17 protein-coding genes and 1 pseudogene are annotated in these 23023 nt (G+C 32.5%); 9 read left to right on the forward strand and 9 right to left on the reverse strand.

Annotated elements, in window-relative coordinates; translation table 11 throughout:
• Positions 1-4: 4 nt before the first annotated feature.
• Positions 5-1033 carry an efflux RND transporter periplasmic adaptor subunit gene (locus HCAN_RS04835; RefSeq protein ID WP_006655631.1) on the reverse strand — a complete coding sequence of 343 codons (1029 nt, stop codon included), beginning with the start codon at positions 1031-1033 and terminating at the stop codon, positions 5-7.
• 112 nt (positions 1034-1145) lie between these two features.
• Between HCAN_RS04835 and HCAN_RS04840 the strand changes: the two genes are divergently transcribed.
• From HCAN_RS04840 to HCAN_RS04855, 4 genes are all read left to right on the forward strand, one after another.
• Positions 1146-3137 carry an STT3 domain-containing protein gene (locus HCAN_RS04840; protein WP_231232548.1) on the forward strand — a complete coding sequence of 664 codons (1992 nt, stop codon included), beginning with the start codon at positions 1146-1148 and terminating at the stop codon, positions 3135-3137.
• 10 nt (positions 3138-3147) lie between these two features.
• Complete coding sequence (gene moaC, locus HCAN_RS04845) at positions 3148-3621, forward strand: cyclic pyranopterin monophosphate synthase MoaC (protein ID WP_006655633.1); 474 nt, start codon at positions 3148-3150, stop codon at positions 3619-3621.
• 91 nt (positions 3622-3712) lie between these two features.
• Positions 3713-4855 (forward strand): methyl-accepting chemotaxis protein, encoded by a 1143-nt coding sequence (locus HCAN_RS04850; protein ID WP_006655634.1) that lies wholly within the window; start codon positions 3713-3715, stop codon positions 4853-4855.
• A gap of 171 nt (positions 4856-5026) precedes the next feature.
• The gene (locus tag HCAN_RS04855; RefSeq protein ID WP_006655635.1) at positions 5027-5500 is read left to right on the forward strand and encodes a GlcG/HbpS family heme-binding protein; all 474 of its coding nucleotides are present in this window, start codon (positions 5027-5029) and stop codon (positions 5498-5500) included.
• A 175-nt stretch (positions 5501-5675) separates the two neighbouring features.
• On the opposite strand, the gene HCAN_RS08275 is transcribed toward HCAN_RS04855, so the two are convergent.
• Positions 5676-6341: a DNA-methyltransferase gene (locus tag HCAN_RS08275; protein ID WP_034556450.1), complete on the reverse strand. Its 666-nt coding sequence runs from the start codon at positions 6339-6341 to the stop codon at positions 5676-5678.
• A gap of 33 nt (positions 6342-6374) precedes the next feature.
• Positions 6375-7445: pseudogene (locus tag HCAN_RS08280) on the reverse strand (DNA cytosine methyltransferase); the annotation flags it as partial.
• A gap of 99 nt (positions 7446-7544) precedes the next feature.
• On the opposite strand from HCAN_RS08280, the gene HCAN_RS04870 reads away from it, so the two are divergent.
• Together HCAN_RS04870 and HCAN_RS04875 are read left to right on the forward strand one after the other, a co-directional pair.
• Positions 7545-8777: an HNH endonuclease signature motif containing protein gene (locus HCAN_RS04870; RefSeq protein ID WP_006656858.1), complete on the forward strand. Its 1233-nt coding sequence runs from the start codon at positions 7545-7547 to the stop codon at positions 8775-8777.
• A gap of 22 nt (positions 8778-8799) precedes the next feature.
• On the forward strand, positions 8800-9402 hold the full coding sequence (locus HCAN_RS04875) for a hypothetical protein (RefSeq protein WP_006655638.1): 603 nt from the start codon (positions 8800-8802) through the stop codon (positions 9400-9402).
• A gap of 8 nt (positions 9403-9410) precedes the next feature.
• On the opposite strand, the gene HCAN_RS08210 is transcribed toward HCAN_RS04875, so the two are convergent.
• From HCAN_RS08210 to HCAN_RS04900, 6 genes are all read right to left on the reverse strand, one after another.
• Positions 9411-9575: a hypothetical protein gene (locus tag HCAN_RS08210; RefSeq protein ID WP_006655639.1), complete on the reverse strand. Its 165-nt coding sequence runs from the start codon at positions 9573-9575 to the stop codon at positions 9411-9413.
• Between the two features lie 13 nt (positions 9576-9588).
• Positions 9589-11397: a pentapeptide repeat-containing protein gene (locus HCAN_RS04880; protein WP_006655640.1), complete on the reverse strand. Its 1809-nt coding sequence runs from the start codon at positions 11395-11397 to the stop codon at positions 9589-9591.
• A gap of 34 nt (positions 11398-11431) precedes the next feature.
• Positions 11432-13093: a P-loop NTPase fold protein gene (locus tag HCAN_RS04885; RefSeq protein WP_006655641.1), complete on the reverse strand. Its 1662-nt coding sequence runs from the start codon at positions 13091-13093 to the stop codon at positions 11432-11434.
• Positions 13093-17001, reverse strand: coding sequence for a type IIG restriction enzyme/methyltransferase (locus HCAN_RS04890; protein WP_006655642.1), 3909 nt, complete (start codon positions 16999-17001; stop codon positions 13093-13095). The genes HCAN_RS04885 and HCAN_RS04890 overlap by 1 nt, the downstream gene beginning before the upstream one ends.
• Positions 17002-17101: 100 nt before the next feature.
• Positions 17102-17467, reverse strand: coding sequence for a heat shock protein transcriptional repressor HspR (locus HCAN_RS04895; RefSeq protein WP_006656859.1), 366 nt, complete (start codon positions 17465-17467; stop codon positions 17102-17104).
• A 9-nt stretch (positions 17468-17476) separates the two neighbouring features.
• On the reverse strand, positions 17477-18358 hold the full coding sequence (locus HCAN_RS04900; RefSeq protein ID WP_006655645.1) for a DnaJ family protein: 882 nt from the start codon (positions 18356-18358) through the stop codon (positions 17477-17479).
• 133 nt (positions 18359-18491) lie between these two features.
• On the opposite strand from HCAN_RS04900, the gene HCAN_RS04905 reads away from it, so the two are divergent.
• The 3 genes from HCAN_RS04905 (at position 18492) to yajC (ending at position 23018) form a co-directional block, all read left to right on the forward strand.
• Positions 18492-21251 (forward strand): RecB-like helicase, encoded by a 2760-nt coding sequence (locus tag HCAN_RS04905; RefSeq protein ID WP_006656860.1) that lies wholly within the window; start codon positions 18492-18494, stop codon positions 21249-21251.
• Positions 21252-22577: a Na+/H+ antiporter NhaA gene (gene nhaA / locus HCAN_RS04910; RefSeq protein ID WP_006655647.1), complete on the forward strand. Its 1326-nt coding sequence runs from the start codon at positions 21252-21254 to the stop codon at positions 22575-22577.
• Between the two features lie 171 nt (positions 22578-22748).
• Positions 22749-23018: a preprotein translocase subunit YajC gene (gene yajC / locus HCAN_RS04915; RefSeq protein ID WP_006655648.1), complete on the forward strand. Its 270-nt coding sequence runs from the start codon at positions 22749-22751 to the stop codon at positions 23016-23018.
• Positions 23019-23023: the final 5 nt, after the last annotated feature.

The raw sequence follows: 23023 nt of genomic DNA on the forward strand, positions 1-23023 counted from the left end.
TTCTTTAGCTATTGGCTTCTTTGATAGGTTGATTATCTCTTAATCTCTCAAAGCCTTGAGTGATGACTTTATCTTGTGTGGAGAGAGTGGCATTAATAGGTGTGATAGAAGCGTTTAAGCCCTCATAGCCATTGACTTTGATAAAAACTTGTTTTGCCTTATTGTCTTTAATGATAAAAATACAATCTCCATTTTGAGTGGGGAGTATAGAATCTCTAGGCACTAGGAGGCTTTCTTGGGATTTAGTGATATTGAGATTTGCTTTCACTTCCAAGCCCTCAATTAATTCGCCTTTTTTATCATCAATGGAGAGTTTGATAGGAAAAGTTCTTGCTTTGGCATCGCCTAATGGAATAAGGGCGATAATTTTAGCAGAATAGTTTTTATTAGCGATATTAACTTGCACTAAATCGCCAATTTTTAAAGATCGTAAAATACTAAAAGGCACTTCAATATTGGCTTCTAGTGGGCTTAGTTTAGCAATATTAAAGATACTTGCACCAGCACTTACCCATTCGCCTTGTTTAAGAAGTCTTTGGAGTATCACGCCATCATAAGGTGCTTTGAGAATTTTTTTATCTTTTTGGGTTTTTAAATATTCTAAATCTGCGGCAATTGATTCTGTATTTCCCTCTTGGGCTTGGAGATTAAAAAGGGCATCTTCGTATTCTTTATAAGCAATAGAATCACTCTCATAAAGGCTTTTGTAACGCTCAAAGTCTTTTTTACTCTTTTTTAAAAGTGCGGTGGATTGCTTAAGTAGTGATTCTTTGGCTTTTATTTCTTTTGTAAGTAAATCGCTATTGAGTTTTGCTAGGGGTTGTCCTGCCGTAATCTTTTGCCCTTCGCGGACAAAAAGCTCTTCAATCACTCCAGAGACTTCAGAGGCTAGTAAAGCCCTTTCGCTAAAATAAAGTGATCCCACATAAATATGATTTTGGCTTAAGAATCCGCTTTGTATTGGTTGTGAAGTAACAAGAGTTTGTGCAAATAATAGAAGCGGAAAAAGTAATAGTAGTAGAATCCTACTCATCAAAAACTCCCTAGCTTTTATTGAAATGCAATGCTAACATAAAAGTGTTAAGTTTTTGTGAAATTCGATACAATTTTAAAAAGTGTCTAATCCTATAAAAAGGCTTTGTGGTTTGAAAAAATGGTTTTGGTGGGCTGTTTTGGCTTATATTGTATCGCTTTTGTTGCGTTTTTATTATCCTTTATTAATTGGGGATTTGGATTATTATTTTAAGGGTTGGTTGCTTAATACGAATGATGGTTATTTTTATGCACAAGGTGCAAGGGATCTTTTGTCTGGAGTAAAATCCACATTGCATTCACCTATTAATGAAATGCTTTCTCAAATTACTGCCTTTTTGGCTTGGATTCTTCCTTTGTCTTTGGAACAGATTATTTTTTATATGTCGGGATTTTTTGGGTGTGTTATTGTATTTTTGGTTGTGTATCTTGCTAGGGATTTTGGCGGAGTTATAAGCTTTTTGTGTGGTGTGCTTAGTGGTATTGGGGTAAGCTATTATAATCGCACGATGTTTGGGTATTATGATACCGATATGCTTGTGGTGGTTTTGGGATTGTTAGTGGGGGTTGTTATTTTTGATATGCTGGAGAAAACTAGCAAGATTCAAGGGATTTGTTTGTTAGTTTGTAGTGGAGTGGCTTTGGTTTATTATCCCTCTTTGCGTTATGTGTTGATAGGGTATAGTGGCGTTTTGGTGCTTTTGGGATTTTTTGGGAGTAGGGCTAGGGTTGTTAATGGAATCTTGTTGTGTGTGCTTTTGGGTGTTAGTTTGTTGCCACAATATTTGGTTTTATGGATTATTGTTTGTGTGGCTTTAGTTTTGTTGTTTAATGATTCTTTATTTAAGTTTTTTGGGAGAATTTATTACGCACTTTTGGTGGCTTTTGGCGTGGTGTTAGTAATAAAGATTTTGCCTGAAATTTTTGGAAGTGTTTATGTTGTTGGGAATGTTAGCAATGTAGATTTTCATTATTTAGATGTTATGGAGAGTATCGCTGAAGTTTCAAGTTTGGGGTTTTTGGAGTTTGTGTATCGCATTAGCGGGAATCTTGCGTGGTTTATTTTAGGAAGCCTTGGGATTTTACTTTTATTTATAAGGGATAAGCGATTTTTAATTTTTCTACCTTTCTTGGTTATTGGATTTTTTGGTTATTTTAAGGGGTTGCGATTCACCTTTTATGCTGTGCCAATTTATGCTTTGGGTGTGGGTTATTTGCTCTTTGTGGTGCTAGAGATTTTTAAGCCTAAGAAAGCATTGGCTTATGGATTAATTGGAGTTTATTGTGTGGCATCATTATTTCCTCATTTGGTGCATATTAAGAGTTATTTGCCTTTGCCAATTTTAGAAAAGCAGGAAGCAGAGAGTTTGAGTGAGATTCCTGCTAAGAGTGGAGATTATGCGTTAGCTTGGTGGGATTATGGGTATTGGATTGGATATTTTGCGAAGCTTAATGTATTTATTGATGGTGGGAAGCATAGTGGGAGGGATAACTTTCCTATTAGTTTTATTCTAAGTAGCACCAATCAAAGACAAAGCTATAATATGGCGAAATTGCTCTTAAATAATCTTAGTTTTGAAGAGTTTGCTAAGGCTAGAAATTTGTCTTTTCAAGAAGCTTTAGAAGTATTAAAAACAGATTTAGATTTTGCACCTAAGAATCAAGATTTGTATTTTATTTTGCCTTATAGAATGCTTTCTATTTTTTCGGCTATTGTGCGTTTTAGTAATCGGGATTTAGAGAGTGGGGAGGCTTTTTTGGATAAGGTTTTAATGCTTTCTCAAAAGAAAATAGGGGATAGAATCTTTTTTGATTCTAGGGTTTATGTGGATAAAAATAAGGGTAAAATAGGGATTTTGGGGGAAGAGTTTGCTATGGATATTGCAGAAATTTTGGTTTTAAAAGATTCTGCTAGAGGTGTTAAATTTAATTCTCAAAGTCCTGTTGTTTTGCTTGATTTGGGTAATGAAGCGTATGTTTTGTGCGATAAGGCTTATTTGGATTCTTTTTATTTTAGGGGAATGTTTTTTGATAATTTAGATGAAAATTTATTCCAAAAAGTGGCAAAAAATGAGAAAATAGCGATTTATAAACTAAAGCAATAAAGGAAAAGGTATGGAATTTACCCATTTAGATGAAAAAAGAAATCCTAAAATGGTAGATGTTTCAAGTAAGGATTTGACTAATAGAGTGGCTGTGGCTAGAGGTAAGATTACAATGTCTAGGGAAGCTTTTTTGGCTGTGATTAATGAGAGTGGTAAAAAGGGGGCGGTGATTCAAACTGCGATTACTGCGGCAATTATGGGAGCGAAAAAAACTTCAGAGTTGATTCCAATGTGCCATATGATTTTTCTTAGTTCTGTAAAATGTGAGATTAAAGAAATAGAAAGTGAAAATGCCTTTGTGCTAGAGGTAAGGGCAAAAAGCTATGGGCAAACTGGAGTGGAAATGGAAGCTTTAATGGGTGTGAATATAGGGCTTTTGACAATTTATGATATGGTTAAGGCTATTGATAAAGCAATGGTGATTAGTGAAGTGTATTTGCTTGAAAAAGAGGGGGGCAAAAGCGGACATTTTGTGCGTGAGTGATTAAGGTTAATAAAAAAATATTTGAATTAGGATTAACATTCATTTACTATTTGGGTGCTAGAATTCCGCACTTTTTTAAAAGGATGTTACGATGTTTAAGTCACTTTATTTTCGTATGCGAATTATCCATATCTTGGGTATTATTGTATTGGCGGTTAATGCGTTGTTTTTTACTGAAAATCTCATCGGACAAATTGTGCAATTTGTTATCGTGGTTGCACTTATCATACACGATATTGATGAAAAAACTTGGGGGGTTAATATGACAAAGATTATTGCCAAAGAGCTTAAATCAATCACATTAGCTTCTAAAATCAAAGTTAATACTTCATATAGCACAGAAAATGGTAAGATTCTTTCACTTATTGATGATTTCAAAGCACGCATTCAAGGCGTAGTAGAAACCATATACCAAAAGGTTGAAACTGGTCAAACAGATATTAATGGACTTGGAAGAATCGCTGATTCACTAAAAAGTCTCACACAAGATATGAATGTTATTGTTGAATCAACAAGCACAAAGGCGGATTCTACTAACATACTTTTGCAAAATTTTAATGAAGAAATTTTGCAAACCAAATCCGAACAAGAATCAATGTTTGCTTCTATGCAAGAGATTAGAAAATTACTTAAAGATGTGTATGATTTGGTAGAAAATATTTTTAATCAAAATGCTAATCTCATTTCGCATTTTGAATCATTAGAAACTAATACAAATGCGATTATAAGCATTGTAGAAGCGGTGCGATCAATAGCAGATCAAACTAATCTTTTGGCGCTTAATGCAGCTATTGAAGCCGCAAGGGCAGGAGAACACGGAAGAGGGTTTGCTGTGGTGGCTGATGAGGTGCGAAAACTTGCCGAAAACACTCAACATAGCCTCGCTGAAATTGATAGCAATGTCAAAGCAATCACTCAAGATGTTACTGAAAGCAAGGAAGTTATCATAGAAAATAGAGAAAATGTAGAGAATCTGCTCTCACGCACCAATGATGCTAATACTAAAATTGGCACTTTTGAAAGTATTTTTAATGAAAGTTTTGAAACCACTAAAAAGCTTATCAATCATAGTGGCGTGATGAGTAAGGATCTCACAATTATCAATGAAGATATGAAAAAAATCCTTGATTTTGCTAAGCATAATCTCACAACTTCTCAAAATGTGCATGGAATCTCTCTTTCTATCCAAGATAGTTTTGGAGAACTTAAAAAGAGTGTAGAAAATCTCTCATAAGCTCACAAAGCAAAGCACGATAAATATCGGTGCTTTGTGTAGAATCGTGGTGCTAGGGGTAAAGGCGTTTGCAATGCTTGTGAAAATCCATAAGAATCTTGTATAATGTTATGAAGTTGGGGTTTGGCATATGTGCTAAGCCTTGTTAGTCTAGAATCTAAAGGAATTACAATGCTTAAAAAACTTCTTTTTATTGTTTGTTCTTGTGTGTCGCAAATGTCTGGAGCTGCCTTTGTCCAAGTGCCTGTTTTGTCAAATGAAGCGGTGCAGGGAATCTTGCAAAAAGCAAGTGCGTTTGCGGTGCAACATAATCACGCAGTAAGCATAACAATCGTAGATAGGTCGGGTCAAGTTTTGGCTGTTTTTAGGGATTATAATGCTGGTGTGCATACCCTACGCTCTAGCTACAAAAAGGCTTACACTGCGAATTCTCAAAAGAAAGAAACCGCTGATATTGCAAAGGGGATTCGCGAGGGTAAGATTCCTGAGGATTTGAAGTTTTTGGATGAAAATTTTTCGTTTTTAGATGGGGGGATTCCTATCGTGATTGATGGTGTTGTAGTCGGTGGTATCGGTGTCGGTGGTGCGCACGGCTCTGAGGATGTGGCTGTGGCAAAGGCTGGGCTAGAGTTTCTTAGTAAATAGCTTTTGCTTGTTTGTCTAGCCAAAGGCTAGTTTGGCACTATGGAGTTTTTTCGTGCGGTTTTTTGGAGAGAGAAAAGCACTAAGCTGATACTAACGAAATAGGCGATTATTGGAAAAACATCACCACCAAAGGCATATATCATAATTATAGGCTAAATGAGTTTTTAGTGTATTGCTAATAATTGGAGCTTAATCTCTTTAAGGCTATATTGTAATACTTTTTAGATAACTCAATGCCTAAAAAGTTTCTACCATTGCAAATGGCAGCTACACCTGTGCTTCCGCTTCCCATAAATGGATCTAGCACCAAATCATCTTTATTTGTGTGTATTTGTATTATTTCTTGCATAACTTTTAAACTTTTTTGTGTTGGGTGTTCTGTTCTCTCAAAACCTCTAACAACAGGTGCTGTATACATTGCTCGTAGATATTTTTTGTTATTTGGTTTATTAAAGACCCACTTAGCACCTTTTTTTACTGCCCAAACAGCAAATTCCATGTCTTGAACATATCTCCTGCTTATATTTCTAGGCATGGGATTACTTTTTTGCCATATCAAAATATCTTTAACTACACAATCGCTATTTTCAAGAGTATCACAAATATGACTTACAAATCTATAAGAACAAAAAATTATAAAAGAGCCATTAATATCCAGAATTTTAGAGTAACTTTTTATCCAATTAAAAAGATCAAATTTCTTATCCCACTCTCCAAAATCAATACCTTGACGCTTTGCGCTATTCATAGTTGAAAAGTTATTATCTTGTGAGATATTATAAGGAGGGTCTGTTATGATGTGATTTACTTTGAGACCTTGTTTTATAAATGTTTCTATCATGGAATATGAATCGGAATTATATATAGTGAAGTTTTTCCCTGTATGCTGATCTTGGTTTATTTGATTTATAATATTATCTGCCAATGCCTTAGCCAATAATGGTGGAACTGCATTCCCTATTTGTTTGCATACCTGTGTTTTTGTTCCTTTAAAATAAAAGTTATCATCAAAACTTTGGATTCTGGCGGCTTCTCTTGGTGTAATTGCTCTATGAAGAACAGGGTGGGAGTTTTTGCCATTGCTTGGAGTATCAAATCTAGTGTCTATTGTAGGACTAACATCATCCCAAACTAATCTGCCCCAAGTCGTAGAGAATTTTTGCTTACCATGTAAGTGTGTAGGCAAACATTCTTTTCCACATTCTGGAGCTATCATCTTTAGCTTATTTATTGCTGCTTTTGAGTGGTTAGAAGCTATGTGATATTGTAATCTATCAGCTCTCATTATCTTTTGATAGTCGCTTTGTGGTTCTATTTTATATTCTGCTTGTATAGTGCCTTCACCGCTTTCTAGGTAATTAAGATCGCTGATGGCATCTTTTACACTTACCAAACAATTACTTTCTTTAGGAAAGCTCAAAAGACGCTCTTTGTGTGCTATAAAAAACACTCTTTCTCTATTTTGTGGGACTCCATAATGTTTTGCATTTAAAATTTTACAATTTACCACATAACCCATATTTTTTATTTTTTTTATAATCTCTTCTCTAAAATACCCATTCACCGCATTGTATAGATTTTTTACATTTTCGATTATAAAAATTTCCGGATTTACTTTCTCTACTAACTCTAAATACTCTAAAAATAAAAAATTTCTCTCATCGGCAAGACCTAAATTTTTACCCTTTAGGCTAAAACCTTGACAAGGCGGACCTCCTATCACCATATTTACTTTTAGTTCTTTTGCTAAATTTACAACCTTGTCTTTAACTTCTTTGTTTGTTATGTCGCCACAAATGCCAATTGCTTGTTTAAAGTTGTGATTAAAAGTATCTATTGCTGCTTTTTCGAAGTCAAGACCTATAACAGTCTTAAAATTTTTATTTTGCTCTAATCCATATGAAAAACCACCGGCGCCACAGAATAAATCTAAAATTCTATACACTTTTATATTCCTGAGGTATGATTTTTTTATCCCTCAATTTTATTGTATATTTTCTTTATTCTTTATAAAATAAACTAACAATAAAAATAAGGGTGAATGATGGAATATTTAAAGGTGTCAGACTTTTTGGCATCTGAAGCAGAAATGCCGTTTCTTCTTGGTGCTTTTTATGGCAGATATTGCTTTACGGATGATGGTAGTCTTATATATACACTATCTGTGTATAGGAAATCATCTTATATGTCAGATGAAGCTTTTTATGAAGAAAGCAAGATTGATTATTTAAAACAACTAAATTTTCAAAGCGAAATTTCTCAGTGGCACATCAATAACAATGAGAAGATAAAAAGAGCGGAATTTGTATTTGTTTTGGAAAATGACTTAAGATTAAGTCAAAGTCAGTTTTTTGCTAGGCTTTATACTAAAATCTTATTAAGTGATTTTGTAGGAAATAATAACTTTTTAGAAGAAAGGAAAAAGTTTGCAAGAGCATTTTTTGAACTAAGGGGAAGTATTGATACAAAAAGACCATTATTAGCAAAAGATTATTTTTATAATAGTATTCTAGAGTTAAAAAGAATCAGTCTATTTTTAGACAATTTAGGCTTGTCTATAAATGTTCTAAATATTAACTTTAGAGATTTACAATCCCAGTATGTATCTGGCGAAAATCGTAGAAATACCCAATTAAGAATAAACTTGTATTGGTATTTGGAAAAAATAGGACTTATGAATATTTACAAAGCAGAGATTGTAAAGAGAGCATACGGAATTGATTATGAATATACTGGAAATGGATATTATAGTTTTGAATGCAGAGCGCCTACATTTAATAAAAATAGTTTCCAGGAACGCATTAATTTTTACGCTACCCGTATTTTGAATAATGATTTAACAGAAAGAGATATTAAAAATCTTAGAGAAGAGTTAAATTTTGACGAAAACACAAATAATGATTTTAAAAGAAACATAAATATAGCTCAATTGGTAAGATATCAAACAAAAGATGAGTGTGCTGCTTGTAAGAATAAATATAACATTGCGGATAGGAGTTTCTTGCTTAGAAAGTTTCCAGAAAGGTATTACACAGAAATACATCATTTTGTATCAGTAGGAAAAGAGAAAGAGCTGGATGTTGTAGAGAATTTAACTAAATTATGTCCTGCTTGTCATAGGGCTTTAGGGCGTGGCAAAGCAAGTGAGCAATATCAAAAAAAATTGATTGAAAATATTATGGATGCCAATGAGTATAATCTAGAATTTGCTAGTTTGATATTTGAGAGTGATGACAAAGATTATTTGATACAAAAAGTATATGAAAATTTAAAATAACTATAAAATACAGGAATATAATATGGGAGATTATAAAGCAAATAATACGCAATATTCTGAAGAATTAGCAATAAAAATTTTGGGTAAGCTTCACATAAAAGCGGCACTAAATAATAGTGATGATATAACAAAAGTAGATTTACTAGCTGGTGATAAAAATATCAAAATTGATGTCCAATATTCACAAAATTTTTCAAAATACGGCGATTTAAGAGTGGATTTTGTTTCGGCATATTCCGATGGATGCAAAGGTAGCTTTTTTCATAATAATATTTTATTTCAAGAATTTGAGAAGCAACATGGATTTAAGGTAGATAAAGTGGGAAAATGGTTTCAGGATGATTATTTGGATGCTGCAATTATACTTTTTTATAACCATGAATTAAAACGAAATTGTATGCCAGATAGGATTTTAATAATTAGACAAGATGTTTTACTAGAAAGCTTATGTAATAAAGTATCTGCCGCTAAACTAAATCACAAAAAAGAGCTTGGAGATAAACATGGTTCTGCGTTTATACCTATAAATGTGGAGCAATTGGTGCAAAATTATTTATGTTACTATGGTTCAATATCTGATTTGACTAACAAAAAAGATGATATAAAAAAATACTTAAACTATTAAAATAAGCTTCAGTCTAAAATTTGGATTAATGCTATTTGTTTTCCCTCTATGATTTTTATTTCATCATCGGTTAGGTGGTAGAGTTTATAGACTAGAGAATCTATGTGAGATTCTAGCTCTTTGGTGTCTGTGGCTTTGTTTGTAGAATCTAACATATAGCTAATTTCTTGCATTTTTATATCCTTTCTAGTTTGGCACTATGGAGTTTTTTCGTGCGGTTTTTTGGAGAGAGAAAAGCACTAATAATGTAGAAATTGTGTAGGCAATAGTTATGGATTGAAAAATAGGATCTTTTATCTCTATAGAAGTGTTTAAGAGTTTGCCTATTAGAGGATTTAAGATAGCGATGTTTTTGCCTATAGAAATAGAAGTTATGATATAAGCTGCTATAACTAGTAAAAATCGCACAAAAACGCAATCCAAAGAGATTAATGAAAAATAAATAACAAAAAATAAAACAAAATTTATAAAATTAAGATAACTTTGCCAATAGTGCATATCGTTTAAGTTAAGCAATGTTATTAGGGTTGCTATGATTGCTGCATAAAAAAATATTATAGCTACAGATATTAGCATAAAGAAGCATATGTTTTTTAATGAGTTCTTTGTAAAAGATAAAATTAATTTTATATTCTTTATATATAATTTGCGTTCTAAATAGATTGTTTTATATAAATAATATAAACACGATACTGCTAAAGCTAAAAAGATTAAAAAAACTAACCAATCGTATTTTTTGATATCCTTTTTTAGCGTTATTGCTTTATCACCTAATTGGTGCAGGATGTCAGAAATAATCGGTTCTTTGCCTTGCATAAGATCAAAGTTTCCTATCCATAGCAATACAGCATACAAAGCCACCAAAAGCACAAGATTATTAAAGCATTTCAAAAAATCTGTATGATGATCGCAAAGGTTGCGATAAAACCTTAAAAGTAAAAAGTCTATAAGCTCTTTAAAGGGTTTTATGTTTTTTCTTGCATCTTCATTATTATTTGCATTGATACCCCTTTTGTGCCTACTTTCTTTTAGTTCTAGTTCTTTGCAATAGAGTTCGCATTTGTGGAATTCTGAAGCATCTAGTAAGTTATTATCTTTTATCAAAGTGCTTTTAAAAATCCTAAATGAATCTCTAAAGTCGTTTGCAAAATGTGCTAGGGGCTTTTTAATACTTTCTCTTTTGTTGTATTCTGTATGTTCTTGCTTGATTTTCTCTTTTAGGCTTTCAAAGCCAAAATTAAGATTTGCATTTACCGCATTAAGACTTCCTTTGAATTGTGCTTGTGAGAAATTAAAGGCTTTATCAAACTTCACTCCATAAAAACAAGCTGTTTTTTCAAACTCGCATTTGCTAAAATCGGCTGAATCTTTAAAAGTGGAGTTGTTAAAATCGGCATTTTCTTTAAATTTTCCATGAATAGTAAGCGGTTTTTCAAATGTGCAATAACTCATTAGAAAAACATCTAGGCACTCTTTAAAATTTAAAGTTATTTTTTCTTTAAACTCGCATTGCATAAAACAAAGTTTTTTTAGATCTTTTGTAAAATCGGTATTTAAAAATTCACAATGAAACACACAATTCATAAATAATAAAGGATATTTTTCAAGTAAAATTGGTAGCTTAAAACAAGATATGTTTTTTATATCTTGTTCTTGGAGATCTTTACTATCTTGTTGATTTTCATTGTATGGTTGTATTTTTGGCTTGGGCATTATGCAAAATGTATCAGAACTATACTGAATAGAAAAATCTTTGCCGAAAACATCTTGAATCTCTTTTGTTCCGATACACTCGTAAGTAATTTCTTTGGTTCTTTTTAATGTTTCATCAAGTGTTGTCCATGAAAGTTGCACCATTCCTTCAGATATAGACTTAATCTTGCGACAAATTTCATCGATACATTGAGATTTATCTAAAAAAGTATCAAAATTTTCAACTTCCTTACTTACTTTATCCCAAATCTCTTGTTCTTGCTCTTTGGTAAGATGTTTCATTATTTTCCCTCTATGATTTTTATTTCATCTTTAGTTAGATTGTAGAGTTTATAGATTTATAAACATTATATAATTGTGGATATTTATTTTTATTAGTTTCTTCAAAACTAAAATATATATCACAATATGATAAAATCATCTTATTATCCAAAAAATCCCTTATTTTTTCTTCTGACGATTCATTTATTTTTTTCAAATTTGCGAGAAAATCATTATATTTTTTTATATGTTTATATTTATTAGTCTCTCTTGTGGTTTCAAAATAATTATTTGATTTTATCTCTGTTTCTTTGTTTAAGTCCTTGTAATACTGCTTTAATACTTCATCATTATCGCATATTATGTTAATAAATTTTTCACTGCATTCAAGTTTTTTTGCTAATTCTAAACAATATTTTTTCATTTTTAGATTTCTTTCATTTTTATCAAAATGAAATACTCTATCAAGTGCTATGAAGTTTATATAACCTAATTTATTTATAAAATCTCTCAATCGCTCTTCATCAACACTATTAAAAAAATCTTCAAATTTATTTTTATCAATACTATTTGGATATCGAATGCTATTTTGCAATAACCCCTCCAAAGCAAATGAGTCTTTATAAAACTTATATTCTTTCAATTCTTTTTTAAATTCTTCCTTTTTATCATTAGGTATAGAATAAACCAAGCCATTGCCAATATAGTCTTTAATTATATTATCGATAGTTTTTGAAAATGCACTCTCTAAAGGTATAAATTCTTGTTTTTCTTTATTTAAATTATGTGAATCTTTATTTTCATAATTTGATATTATTTTGTTTGATATTTCTATAAAGAAAGCTTTATACTCTTTGTTTTGTTTCAATCTGTCTGCAAATCGCAATTCTTTATTAAAAAATTTAAGAGTTTTTATTGTTTTATTTAAATTTCTTAGATTTTTGATTCTATACATAGAATCTGGAATTATTTCTTTAGGTATTTCTGGAATTTTTTCTTTTAAAATTTGCAATATAACCTCTGCTTTAGAGCGTATGTGTATATTTAAGTCTATACATTTTTCTTTATATATGTCAAAAATTTCTTTATTATTCGATAATTCATCTTTATTTGATATTAAAATAACTTTACATTTTTCTTCTTTAAGCTGATTGATCAAACCTAAAATATCTTTCATATCAAGCTTATCTGATTTTCTTTCTAAATCATCAAGGCATACAATTATATTTTCGAAATTTTTTGTTATAAATAATTGCAAAAATGTTCCTACAGATAACTTCCAAAAAGTTATATTTCTAATAAAATATAAAAACCTGTTATGTTTATAGGCTTTTAGGGTTATTTCTTCTAAAACTTCTTTGTAATGTTCTTTCCCAAACAAAGAAACATAAATAATATTTTTTTCTTGTTTATTTGAATTTTCAATTTTATTTAGATTTTCAATATAATTACAAAGATTAAAATACTTTATAATACCCATAAGAATAATTCCAACATATTGTTCTATGATGGAAATTAGTATCATCAAATGGTTAAAAAAATTTATATTAGACTTAAACTTTTTCCACAAATTTTCCTTATGTGTTATTTTTGGATTAAGTTCATTTTCAATTTCTTTCCACAAATAAGTTTTTCCAACTCCCCAAGAACCACTTATTAATAAACTATAATTTTCCTTATCTTCCAAAAAATTTTTAATCTGTTCTTTGTATTCCATTATTTTCCCTCTATGATTTTTATTTCATCATCGGTTAGGTGGTAGAGTTTATAGACTAGAGAATCTATGTGAGATTCTAGCTCTTTGGTGTCTGTGGTGGGGTCTTTGGCTTTGGAATCTAAAATTTGCTTTACTAGGCTTATAATCTCATCGCTTAGGGCTTTGTTTGTAGAATCTATTTTAGGAATAGGGATATTTCTGATATGTTCGGGATAAATATGATAATCATCACCTCTTAAATTAGACAAAAGAGTATCGCCGTATTTGGAATTTAAAATTCCTAGTATGTATTTTAGATTCATATTTAAAGAAAGCTCCTCCATTTCTTTTCTTGAGAATCTTGAGAATTTTTTAACGCTACCACTTATGCTGCTGTTTTCTACGCCCTTTAAATCTTTCCATAAAACGCAACATATAATTGAATCGTTATGTAAAATTTTTTTATTACTATACGAACATTGAAGATTCCCTAAGCGATTACAAAATATTTTTTCATTCTCGTATAATTGTGGAAAAGTGGGACGACTTAGTTTTGATGGAGAGCGTGGAGTGTTGTATTCTAAATACCTTATTCTTTTTATGGCGTATTTTTCCATATCCTTTGCTTCTATGTATTCTTTGCAATGTATTTTATCTTTTACATTGCTAATTAAATCATCTTTTTTAAATTCCCCTTTGGCTGTTTTCTCATCTGCATTTAAAACCATACCTTTGCTTATATAGCAAAAATCCCCTAAGGTATTTAGATTTTGATGTTTATTTGTTATTATATTTTGTGCTGTTGTGTTAAAAACTAAAGTTTTTTGGTCTTGTATTAATTCATCATAAGTTTTTTCTAGTGTTGCTTGAATCTTTAGATTCTCATTTGCGTTTGATATGGTTATTTTATTTTTAAATTTTTGTTTTGAAACAAAAATTATACAATTTGTTACCACTGCACTATCAAAAACCTTTATACCTTGCAAATCTGCAAGTTCATAAAGATTAAAACTTGTTGTTATCATATCTCTTAACACTTTTGCATAAAGCTGATTTGTAAAAGGATAAGGTATTATCATCGCACATATTGCATTTTCTTTGCAAAGCTTTGAAATGCCAAGCTCTATAAATGGTATATATAAATCCCATTTTTGATATAGGCTTTTGTATTTTTTTAAATTACTTATTGTTTGTCTTTGTAGGGCTAGATTCGTGTTTTCTAGTTGAGATGGTGCTGATATATAAGGTGGGTTGCCGATGACTAGGTCAAAGCCCAAAAAATCGCCATTGTTATCTAGCACTTCTGGGAATGCAAACCGCCATTCAAAGCTTTGGCTAGTGCGAATCCTTTCTAAAGATTCAAAATCATTGTGAATAGATTCTAGGAGTTTTTGTCCTTTTGGGTCAAGCTTCTTTGGCTCTAGGTGTTCTAAATCTGGCTGGAATCTAAACTTTTGCTTTCGCGTGATTCTTAGCATTTCCATACCAAAAGGCGTTTCCATATCAAACGCAGAATCTCCATAAATGCTTACAAACTCTCCAAGATTCTTTTTGAGATTTTTATAATCTTTCATTGTTGTTAAAAGTGTGTTTTTAAAAAGTTCTTTGATTTTGTCAATGGTATTTATGAGTTCTTTTTTGTCTTTTAGTGCTTCTTTGTAGGCATTTACGCTTTCTTTGTAGATTTTGATTTGTTCTTTGAAGTTGTTTGCAAATCCTGTGTCTTGTGCCATAAGCCACTTTAGCGTATTTTCACGCGGTTTTCCTTGCGAATTATTTTCATTGACTTCAAAGTAACTTACAAGGCTATTGCCGCATTTTATGTTGATGTCTATGTTTGGGAGAGTTTGGAGGGCGTGAATGTTTTTGTCAAGGCTTGAATCTAGTGTGTAGTAGCTGTGCTTTAGGAGTTCTATCCACAGGCGAAGTCTAGCGATTTCACAAGAATTTGGGTTTATATCCACGCCAAAAAGGCAAGATTCTATGATTTGCTTTTTGAGTGTAAAGAGTTCTTTTTGGATTTTGTGGTTTGGGTCTTGCTCTGTGGTAGGGCGTTTGTATTCTATGATTTCAAAGCGGGAGTTTCTTACAAAAATCTCATCGTTTTGGATTTCAAGCATAATGTTGCCTAAAAGATTGAGTTTGCTAAAGATTTCTAGCATTACATTAAGTGCGGTTGCTAGGAAATATCCGCTTCCTACTGCGGGATCACAGATTTTTATACTTAGTAGGATTTCTCTTGCTTGTTTGATGATTTCATCTTTTTGGCTTAGATTCTGCTTTATTTTTATAAATAGGAGATTGGAGAGAGATTCTAGGCTTTTTTCATTTGAATCTAAAAAGGCGTTAAATTTGTCAAGGACGACTTTTTCTAGGGATTGCTTACACATATAGTAAGTGATGTAGGCTGGAGTGTAGTAGCTCCCTTCTTTGTAGCCATTTAGCCGCTCAAACACGCTGCCTAATACGCTATAGTTTATCAAATCTTTGTGAGTGATAGAGTGTTCTTCATCGGTGGTAATATGCCCAAAGTCAAAGCTGTTTAGAAAAGTAAAAAGGTATTCTAAAAGCTTGACTTCGCCGTGTTTTGGTTTGTAGTTTGTGTCTTTGATTTGCGTGTTTTTGTAGTATTTGAGTGTTAGGTCGTTGTTTAGCTGTGAGATTTGGAGTGTGCTTTCTATTGGCTGTTTTTGAAAAAGCGATGAATTGAGATAGGGTAGGTAGGCAAAGGGACTTTTTTTGTTTCTTTGTGTGTAGTCCTTTGCCAAAATTTCAAAAAATAGCTCATTTAGTTTGTCAAAGCTGTCTATTTTCTCGTAATTAAGGAATTTGAGTGTGGTGTCGTTGTTAAAACGCACAAGATTGGATTCGATTAGTTTTAGGAATAGGATTCTATTTAGCCATAAAATAATGTATTGTATGATGTCTTCAAAGTCTTTGTTTGTAAGCTTGGATTTGATTGCATAAAATAATGTGCCTTCACTGGCTTTGCTTTCTTTGCTTTCTTTGCTTTCTTTGCTTTCTTGGATTATGGCTTTGCCATTTTGGGTGGATTGGGTCAAGCCTAAAATGTATAAAAGCTCATCGTAAAATTTCTTGTTTAAGTCGTTAGCATCGTTTGGATTAAAGCAATCAAGCAAAAAGTCTTTGTTAAAGATTTTGAAACTTGTTAGGAATGCTGGGTTGTCTTTTGATACTTGTGATTCTGTGGATTTTTTTGATTCTTTTGATTCTGTGGATTGTGGTGCTAAAAGCGGTGTGAGATCCCAAAATAAGCCATTTAAGCTCACTTCATTAGAATCTAAGCTAGAATTAAAGCTAGTTTGCAAGGATTGTGCGTATTGGGGAGAATCTAAAAGGGATTTGGCTTCTTTGTAGAATTCATCGGTATTGCCTTTAAAAAGGGAGTTTGGGTTTTGGAAATTTTCAAAAAGCTTTTGGAATTCTTTGTTTTTGTGAAATAACTTTTCAAAGTCTTTTGCAGAGAAAATGTAAAAATGATAGCAATTAGTGATGATGATAAACTTTAGCGATGAATTGGTGTTTTTGCGTTCTCTTAAGTAGTATAAAATGCACTCGTGCAGGGCTTTGCAGTTGGGATTGTTTGGGGTGAAAAAATCGTTTGAATTGGGCTTTTTGACTTCAAAGATTACTTCTATAGTGTTGTTTTGTGTGATAGCTAGATCAATTTCGCTTTTGCCTTTTTGCTTGGCTTTTACTTGTGTGGTGAATCCTAGGGATTCTAAAAATGGCTTAAGTGCGTTTGCGACAAGGGCATCTTCGTTTTGGTGTTGGTTGTTAAGGAGATTTTGGCGGTAAGATTCTAGGGATTGTAGGAAGTTTTGGTAAGTGTTATCTAAAATCGGTGCTTTGGCATAAAAGGGATTTAAAAAATCTTTGTAACTTAAGGCGTTAAATCTAAAAGACATTGTGTTTCCTTGCTTTTTAGAGTGGAATTTGAGTGATTGTAAGATTTGCAAAGGCAAAGTATGGTGTATTTTGCCTTTGTTGTTGCTTTAATACTTGGCATTATTCTTTGAAAATGATGATTTCATAAGAACTTTGCTTTTTGGTAACGGATTTGCTTGGTTGATTGCTTTTAAGCTTTTCTAGGTGGATTTGCAATTCTTCAATTTCTCTATCTTGCTCATCAAGCTTATCTTTAAGGCGTAGGATTATATCCACTCCTGCTAGATTCACGCCTAAATCGCGTGTTAGTCGGAGAATCGTTTTTATCTTGTCAATATCTCTTTGGGAATACAAACGCATTTTGCCATCGGTTCTGCCTGGTTCTATTAAGCCCTCACGCTCATATTGTCGTAGCGTTTGGGGGTGGATTGAGAGAATCTTTGCTACTACGCTGATGAGATAAACGGGTTCATCATAGCTATACATTGGCACTCCTTATAGGTATTTTTCAAGTGATTCAACAAGCTCTTTTGGGAGTGAATCAATATCGGGTAAAATAATATTGGCTTCTAAATATAAATCTCCATAGCTTTTGCTTTTGCGGTTATAAGCTCCAAGCTCTTTTACGCGGAATCGTTGGTTGTTTTTGGTGTTTTTAGGGACTTTTAGTGTGATAGGTTTGTAAAGTGTTTCTACTTCAACTTTGCCACCAAAAAGTGCGGTTTTTAGGGGTAAATCAAACTTTTTGGTGAGATTGTCGCCCTCTTGAGTGTATTGTGGGTGTGGAGCAACAGAGACTTTTAGCAAAACATCGCCGCTTTGATTGCCCATTGTGTTGCCTTTTCCTTTTAGCCTTATGGTTTCGCCATTTTTGATTCCTGCTGGTATTTTAATATCAAAGTTTTGGTTTTGTAAGCTTACGCTATGTTTGCCTCCAAGAATCGCGGTGCTAAAGGGAATAGTGATTTGTGCGTTAATGTCAAGATTGGGTTGGCTTTTTTGATTAAATCCACCAAAACCGCCAAAATTACTAAATCCACCAAAACCGCCAAAATTTCCTGTTCCTTGAGAGAATCCGCCTCCGCCAAAGATTTGACTTAAAATATCATCTAAATCTACATTGCCTTGTCCTCTTGCAAAATCGTGGAAATTTTGTCCGCCAAACATTGAATCGCCAAATTGATCGTATTGTTTGCGTTTTTTCTCATCGCTTAGGATTTCATAAGCGGCGTTGATTTCTTTGAATTTTTCTTCGGCATCTTTTTCTTTATTGATGTCTGGGTGATATTTTCGTGCTAGGCGACGATAAGCCTTTTTTATTTCTTCGCTTGTTGCATTTGAAGAGACTTCAAGTGTTTCATAGAGACTTTTTGACATTTGCCATTCCTTAAAAAATAATAAATTCTATAAACTTTTAGCGTATTATATAACAAATCTTTAGTATATGTCAATCAACTTTTAGGATTTTTGAATTAATGTTATAATGATGCAAATTTTATAAGGAAATGCAATGGAAAATGCCTTATTATGCTTGAATGCAAGTGCAGGAAGTGGAAAAACTTATCGCTTGGTTTTGCGTTATCTTGAGTTGCTTTTTTTGGGTGCTAAGCCTTCAGAGATTTTGACTTTGACTTTTACTAAAAAAGCGGCAAAGGAAATGGAAGAACGCATTGTTAAGAGCATTCAAGAAATCTATCAAAGAAAAAATGATAGAGAATATATTAAAAAACTTGAGTTTATTAGTATAAATGATTTGGAGGGAATTGAGCAAAAGATTACAAAGATTTATTATGAATTTTTGCGTGAAGATTTGAAAATTACGACAATTGATTCGTTTTTTCAGAGAATCTTAAAGAGCTTTTGTTGGTATGTGGGGGTTGAAAATAATTTTGAGATTCAAAATGAAGATTTTGAGATAATTACAGAGATTTTTTTGGAGCTTTTGAGTGATGAAGCTTTTGAGCGAATCGTGGTTTTTTGTGTCCAAGGAAGAAAGAATATTAATAGCGTTTTGTCGCTTTGCTTTTTTCTTGATTCTTTTAAGGAAATGCTTGATAAAGAGCTTTTTGTCTATGAAGCACCAAAAGGCGATAAAGAGCAGGTAATGGAGTATGCCTATAGGCTTCAGCGAGAATATAAAAAGAGTAAGGGTGAGAGTAAGAGTAAGACTTCTAATCCGATGGATTTTAGCGATTTTAATTCTTTGTTGCATAAGGGCAAAACTTGGCTTACAAAAGAGAAAATAACAGATTTTAAGGGATTTGGAAAGATTCCTTTTGATGAGAGAGATTTTGAAGGGCTAAAAGAAGCACTTTTGGAAGTGTATTTAGATGATGAATCGCAATATCTTAAGAATCTGTATGAAATTTTTCAAGTTTATTTACAAGCCAAAGAGAAGTATTATCAACAAAGCAATACTTTGAGCTTTAATGCGGTAACTTCAAAAGTGTATGAGCTTTTGTTGAAAAAAAACTTTGATAAGGAATTTTTGTATTTTAGACTTGATAGCACCATTAGCCATATTTTGATTGATGAATTCCAAGATACAAGCATTTTGCAATATGAGATTTTAAAGCCAATGATTGATGAAATCAAAAGCGGTAAGGGCGTTAAAGAGTTTTTGCGTAGCTTTTTTTATGTGGGGGATATTAAGCAGTCTATTTATCGTTTTAGGGGTGGTAATCCAAATCTTTTTAAAATTGCTGCTGATGGAATGAAGCAAGAGAGTTTGCAGAAAAATTATCGGAGTGCTAAGAATCTTGTAGAATTTGTAAATGAAGTTTTTAGTAACAAAATAGATGGTTTTGTCTCACAAGAAGCTAATAGCCATTATGAGGGCTTTGTAAGGGTTGTCATCAATGAAGCGGATAAACAAGAGATTTCAAAATGCTTAAGGGAGCTTTTGGAGCTTGGTGCTAAAGAAGAAGAGATTGCTATTTTGCTCTTTGATAATGATTGGGTGGTGGAGTTAGCAGAGTTTTTGGAAACTGATGGCTTTAAAGTTGTAATGGATACGAGTGCAAAGCTGGTATTTCATAATGAAGTGCGCGCTTTGATTGAATTTTTGAAATATTTAGATTCTAAAAATCCTCAATTTTGTGAGGAATTTTTTATGTTATTGGGATTAGAAAAAGAATCATTGGATAGGTATTTTGAAATTTTGGAGAATCCACCGGCGGTAATTTTGCTACAAGTGATGCAGTTTTTTAAGATTTCTAGTTTGAGTGCTAAGAAGTTTTTGGAATATGCTTTGGGTTTTGCAAGTGTTGGGGAGTTGTTGGAAAAAGTTGAAAGTTTGCAAGCGGATATTGTTTCAAGTGAGTGTTCTGGCATTAGGCTAATGACAATCCATAAATCTAAAGGATTAGAGTTTAATCATGTTTTGGTGATTGATGATAATAAGGCTAGAAGTCGTTATAACAATGTTTTTTTTGAATTCAAAGAAAATGGCGTGGAGATTCAAAGGGTGTTTCAAAAAAGCAATGATTTAAGAAAAAGCTTGGATAAAACCTATCAAAAGGCTATTTTAAAAGAAGAGATTCTAAAAGAAAAGGATTTGAAAAATCAGCTTTATGTGGCTTTGACACGCGCTAAAAATACAATGCATATTATGCTTTTGAGTGAAAAAGGGCGTTTTGATTCTTTGGGATTAGAGAGTTTGCAAAGGGGAGATTTAAAAAGTGCATTAGAAGAGATTAAAGACGCTATTAATTTGCCTAAAAAAGAAGAGCGAGTTTTTTTTGAAGAGGCGAGTTATAAAAGGAGTTTGGAGGCTTTAGGCACACAAAAGAAAATGCAAGTGATTCAAAAAGAAGTGCAAGAGGGTAAGATTCAAGGGATTTATTATGGAGTGGCGTTGCATTTCGTAATGGAGCAAAAAATAAAAAATAATTTAGATGATTTGGTGCTTTTGGAGATTTTGTGCAATAAAATGGGCTTTTTAATGGAGAGAGAGAGTTTAGAAAATGTAATAAAACATTGCAAAAAAATCTTAAAAAATTCTCATTTTATTGAAATTCTAACCAAAGGAAAGGTAAAATGTGAAATTCCTTTTTTATCCAATGGAAGACAAAAACGCTTAGATCTCTTAGTTATTGGAGAAAACGAGGCGTTTGTGATTGATTATAAAAGTGGAATGCAAAGAGAATCTTATATGACACAAGTGCTAGAATATATGCAAAGTGTGGAAGAAATTTTGCAAAAACCTACAAGGGGTTTTGTCTTTTATACAGAGGGTGAAGGAAGATTAGTTGAAGTTATAGGGGAATAAATGGAAGTAGAAAATCAAAAAGGCTTTTTAGCTTGTCTAAAAAAAATCACTCAAAGCGAATCATTTGCAGGGGTTTTGCTACTTTGTTGCGCTATTTTAGCAATGATTGTTGCAAATTCACCTTTAGCAGAGAGTTACGCGGCACTTTGGAAAAGCAAAGTAGGATTTGATGTTAATGGCACTTTTATTGGAATGAGCTTGGAGCATTGGATTAATGATGTATTAATGGCATTTTTCTTTTTGGTTGTAGGCTTAGAGATCAAACGCGAAGTGTTATTTGGTGAGTTAGCCGGTTTTAAAAGGGCAGCTTTACCTGTTATTGCTGCTTTAGGGGGTATGATTGGTCCTGGGATTATTTATTTTGCTTTAAATGCTGGAAGTGCATCTGAACACGGATTTGGAATCCCAATGGCAACGGATATTGCTTTTGCTTTGGGGGTTTTATCGGCACTTGGCAAGAGAGTTTCTATCTCGGTTAAAGTCTTTTTAGTTTCTTTAGCGGTGGCTGATGATTTAGGTGCGATTATTGTGATTGCATTATTTTATTCTAGTGGGATTAGCTTTGCTTGGTTGGCAGTTGCTGCTGGGATTGTAGTGGTTTTGGTTATACTAAATAAAATGGGGGTAAAAGCATTAACGCCTTATATGATTTTAGGTGTTGGTTTGTGGCTTGCTGTTCATAACTGCGGTATTCACGCGACTATTGCGGCAGTTGTTTTGGCTTTTACTATTCCTGTAGCGCCTAAAATAGATACTTTAGACTTTATGAATAAAATTAAAGTGGTGATTAATAATTTCCAAGAAGCACAAAAGAAAAAAGATGGAATCTTATTGCAAAATGAACAAGTTGAAGCCTTGCATCATATCGCTCAACACAAAAATGCTGTGCAAAATCCACTTTTGCGACTAGAACACGCCTTAGCACCTTATTCTAACTATCTTATTATGCCTATTTTTGCTTTTGCAAATGCTGGAGTTACCATTGGTTCTAATATTGATTTTGGTGTAGATCATGTGTTTTTGGGTATTTTCTGTGGTTTGGTTTTTGGAAAGCCATTGGGTATTTTTCTCTTTACCTTTTTGGCAGAAAAATTTGGAATCGCAGCGCGTCCAAAAGGTGTTACTTGGGTAGAAATTTTTGGTGCGGGAGCTTTAGGGGGAATTGGCTTTACGATGTCAATGTTTGTAACTAATCTTGCCTTTAGTGGCGAACACGCACTTGTAGCAACAGATGTGGCAAAAATTTCTATTTTGATTGCTTCGCTGACTGCTGGTATTTTAGGAAGTATTTTCTTCTTTGTGAGAGATAAAGTAACGCATCATTAAAGAATCCTTTTTGGATTCTTAATTAAGAAAGATAGTTTTTTTATTGAATTTGATTAAAAATTAAATCAAAAAGTTATCTTAAAAAATAAATTCAATGTGATTTATTAGCAAATCATTAGTAAATAAATGGTAGAATCTCTGCTTAAATTTATTTAAGAGAGGTTAGCACTTATGGAAAATGCCGGAAATATCTTTACACAACTTTTACCTTTAGTGGTTTTAATTGCGATTTTTTATTTCTTAATTATCCGCCCACAACAAAAACAAGCTAAAAATCATAGAGAAATGATTGCTTCTTTAAACAAAGGGGATAAAATCGTTACAACTGGGGGTTTTATTGTAGAAGTTGTTAAGCGTGAGGAAGATTATTTTATGGTGCGTTTAAATGAAGATACTATTGTAAAATTAGCAAAAGATTATGTTGCTAAAAAAGCTGAATAAACCCA

This window comes from Helicobacter canadensis MIT 98-5491 (genome assembly GCF_000162575.1).
In the GTDB taxonomy this organism is placed as follows: Bacteria; Campylobacterota; Campylobacteria; order Campylobacterales; family Helicobacteraceae; genus Helicobacter_D; species Helicobacter_D canadensis.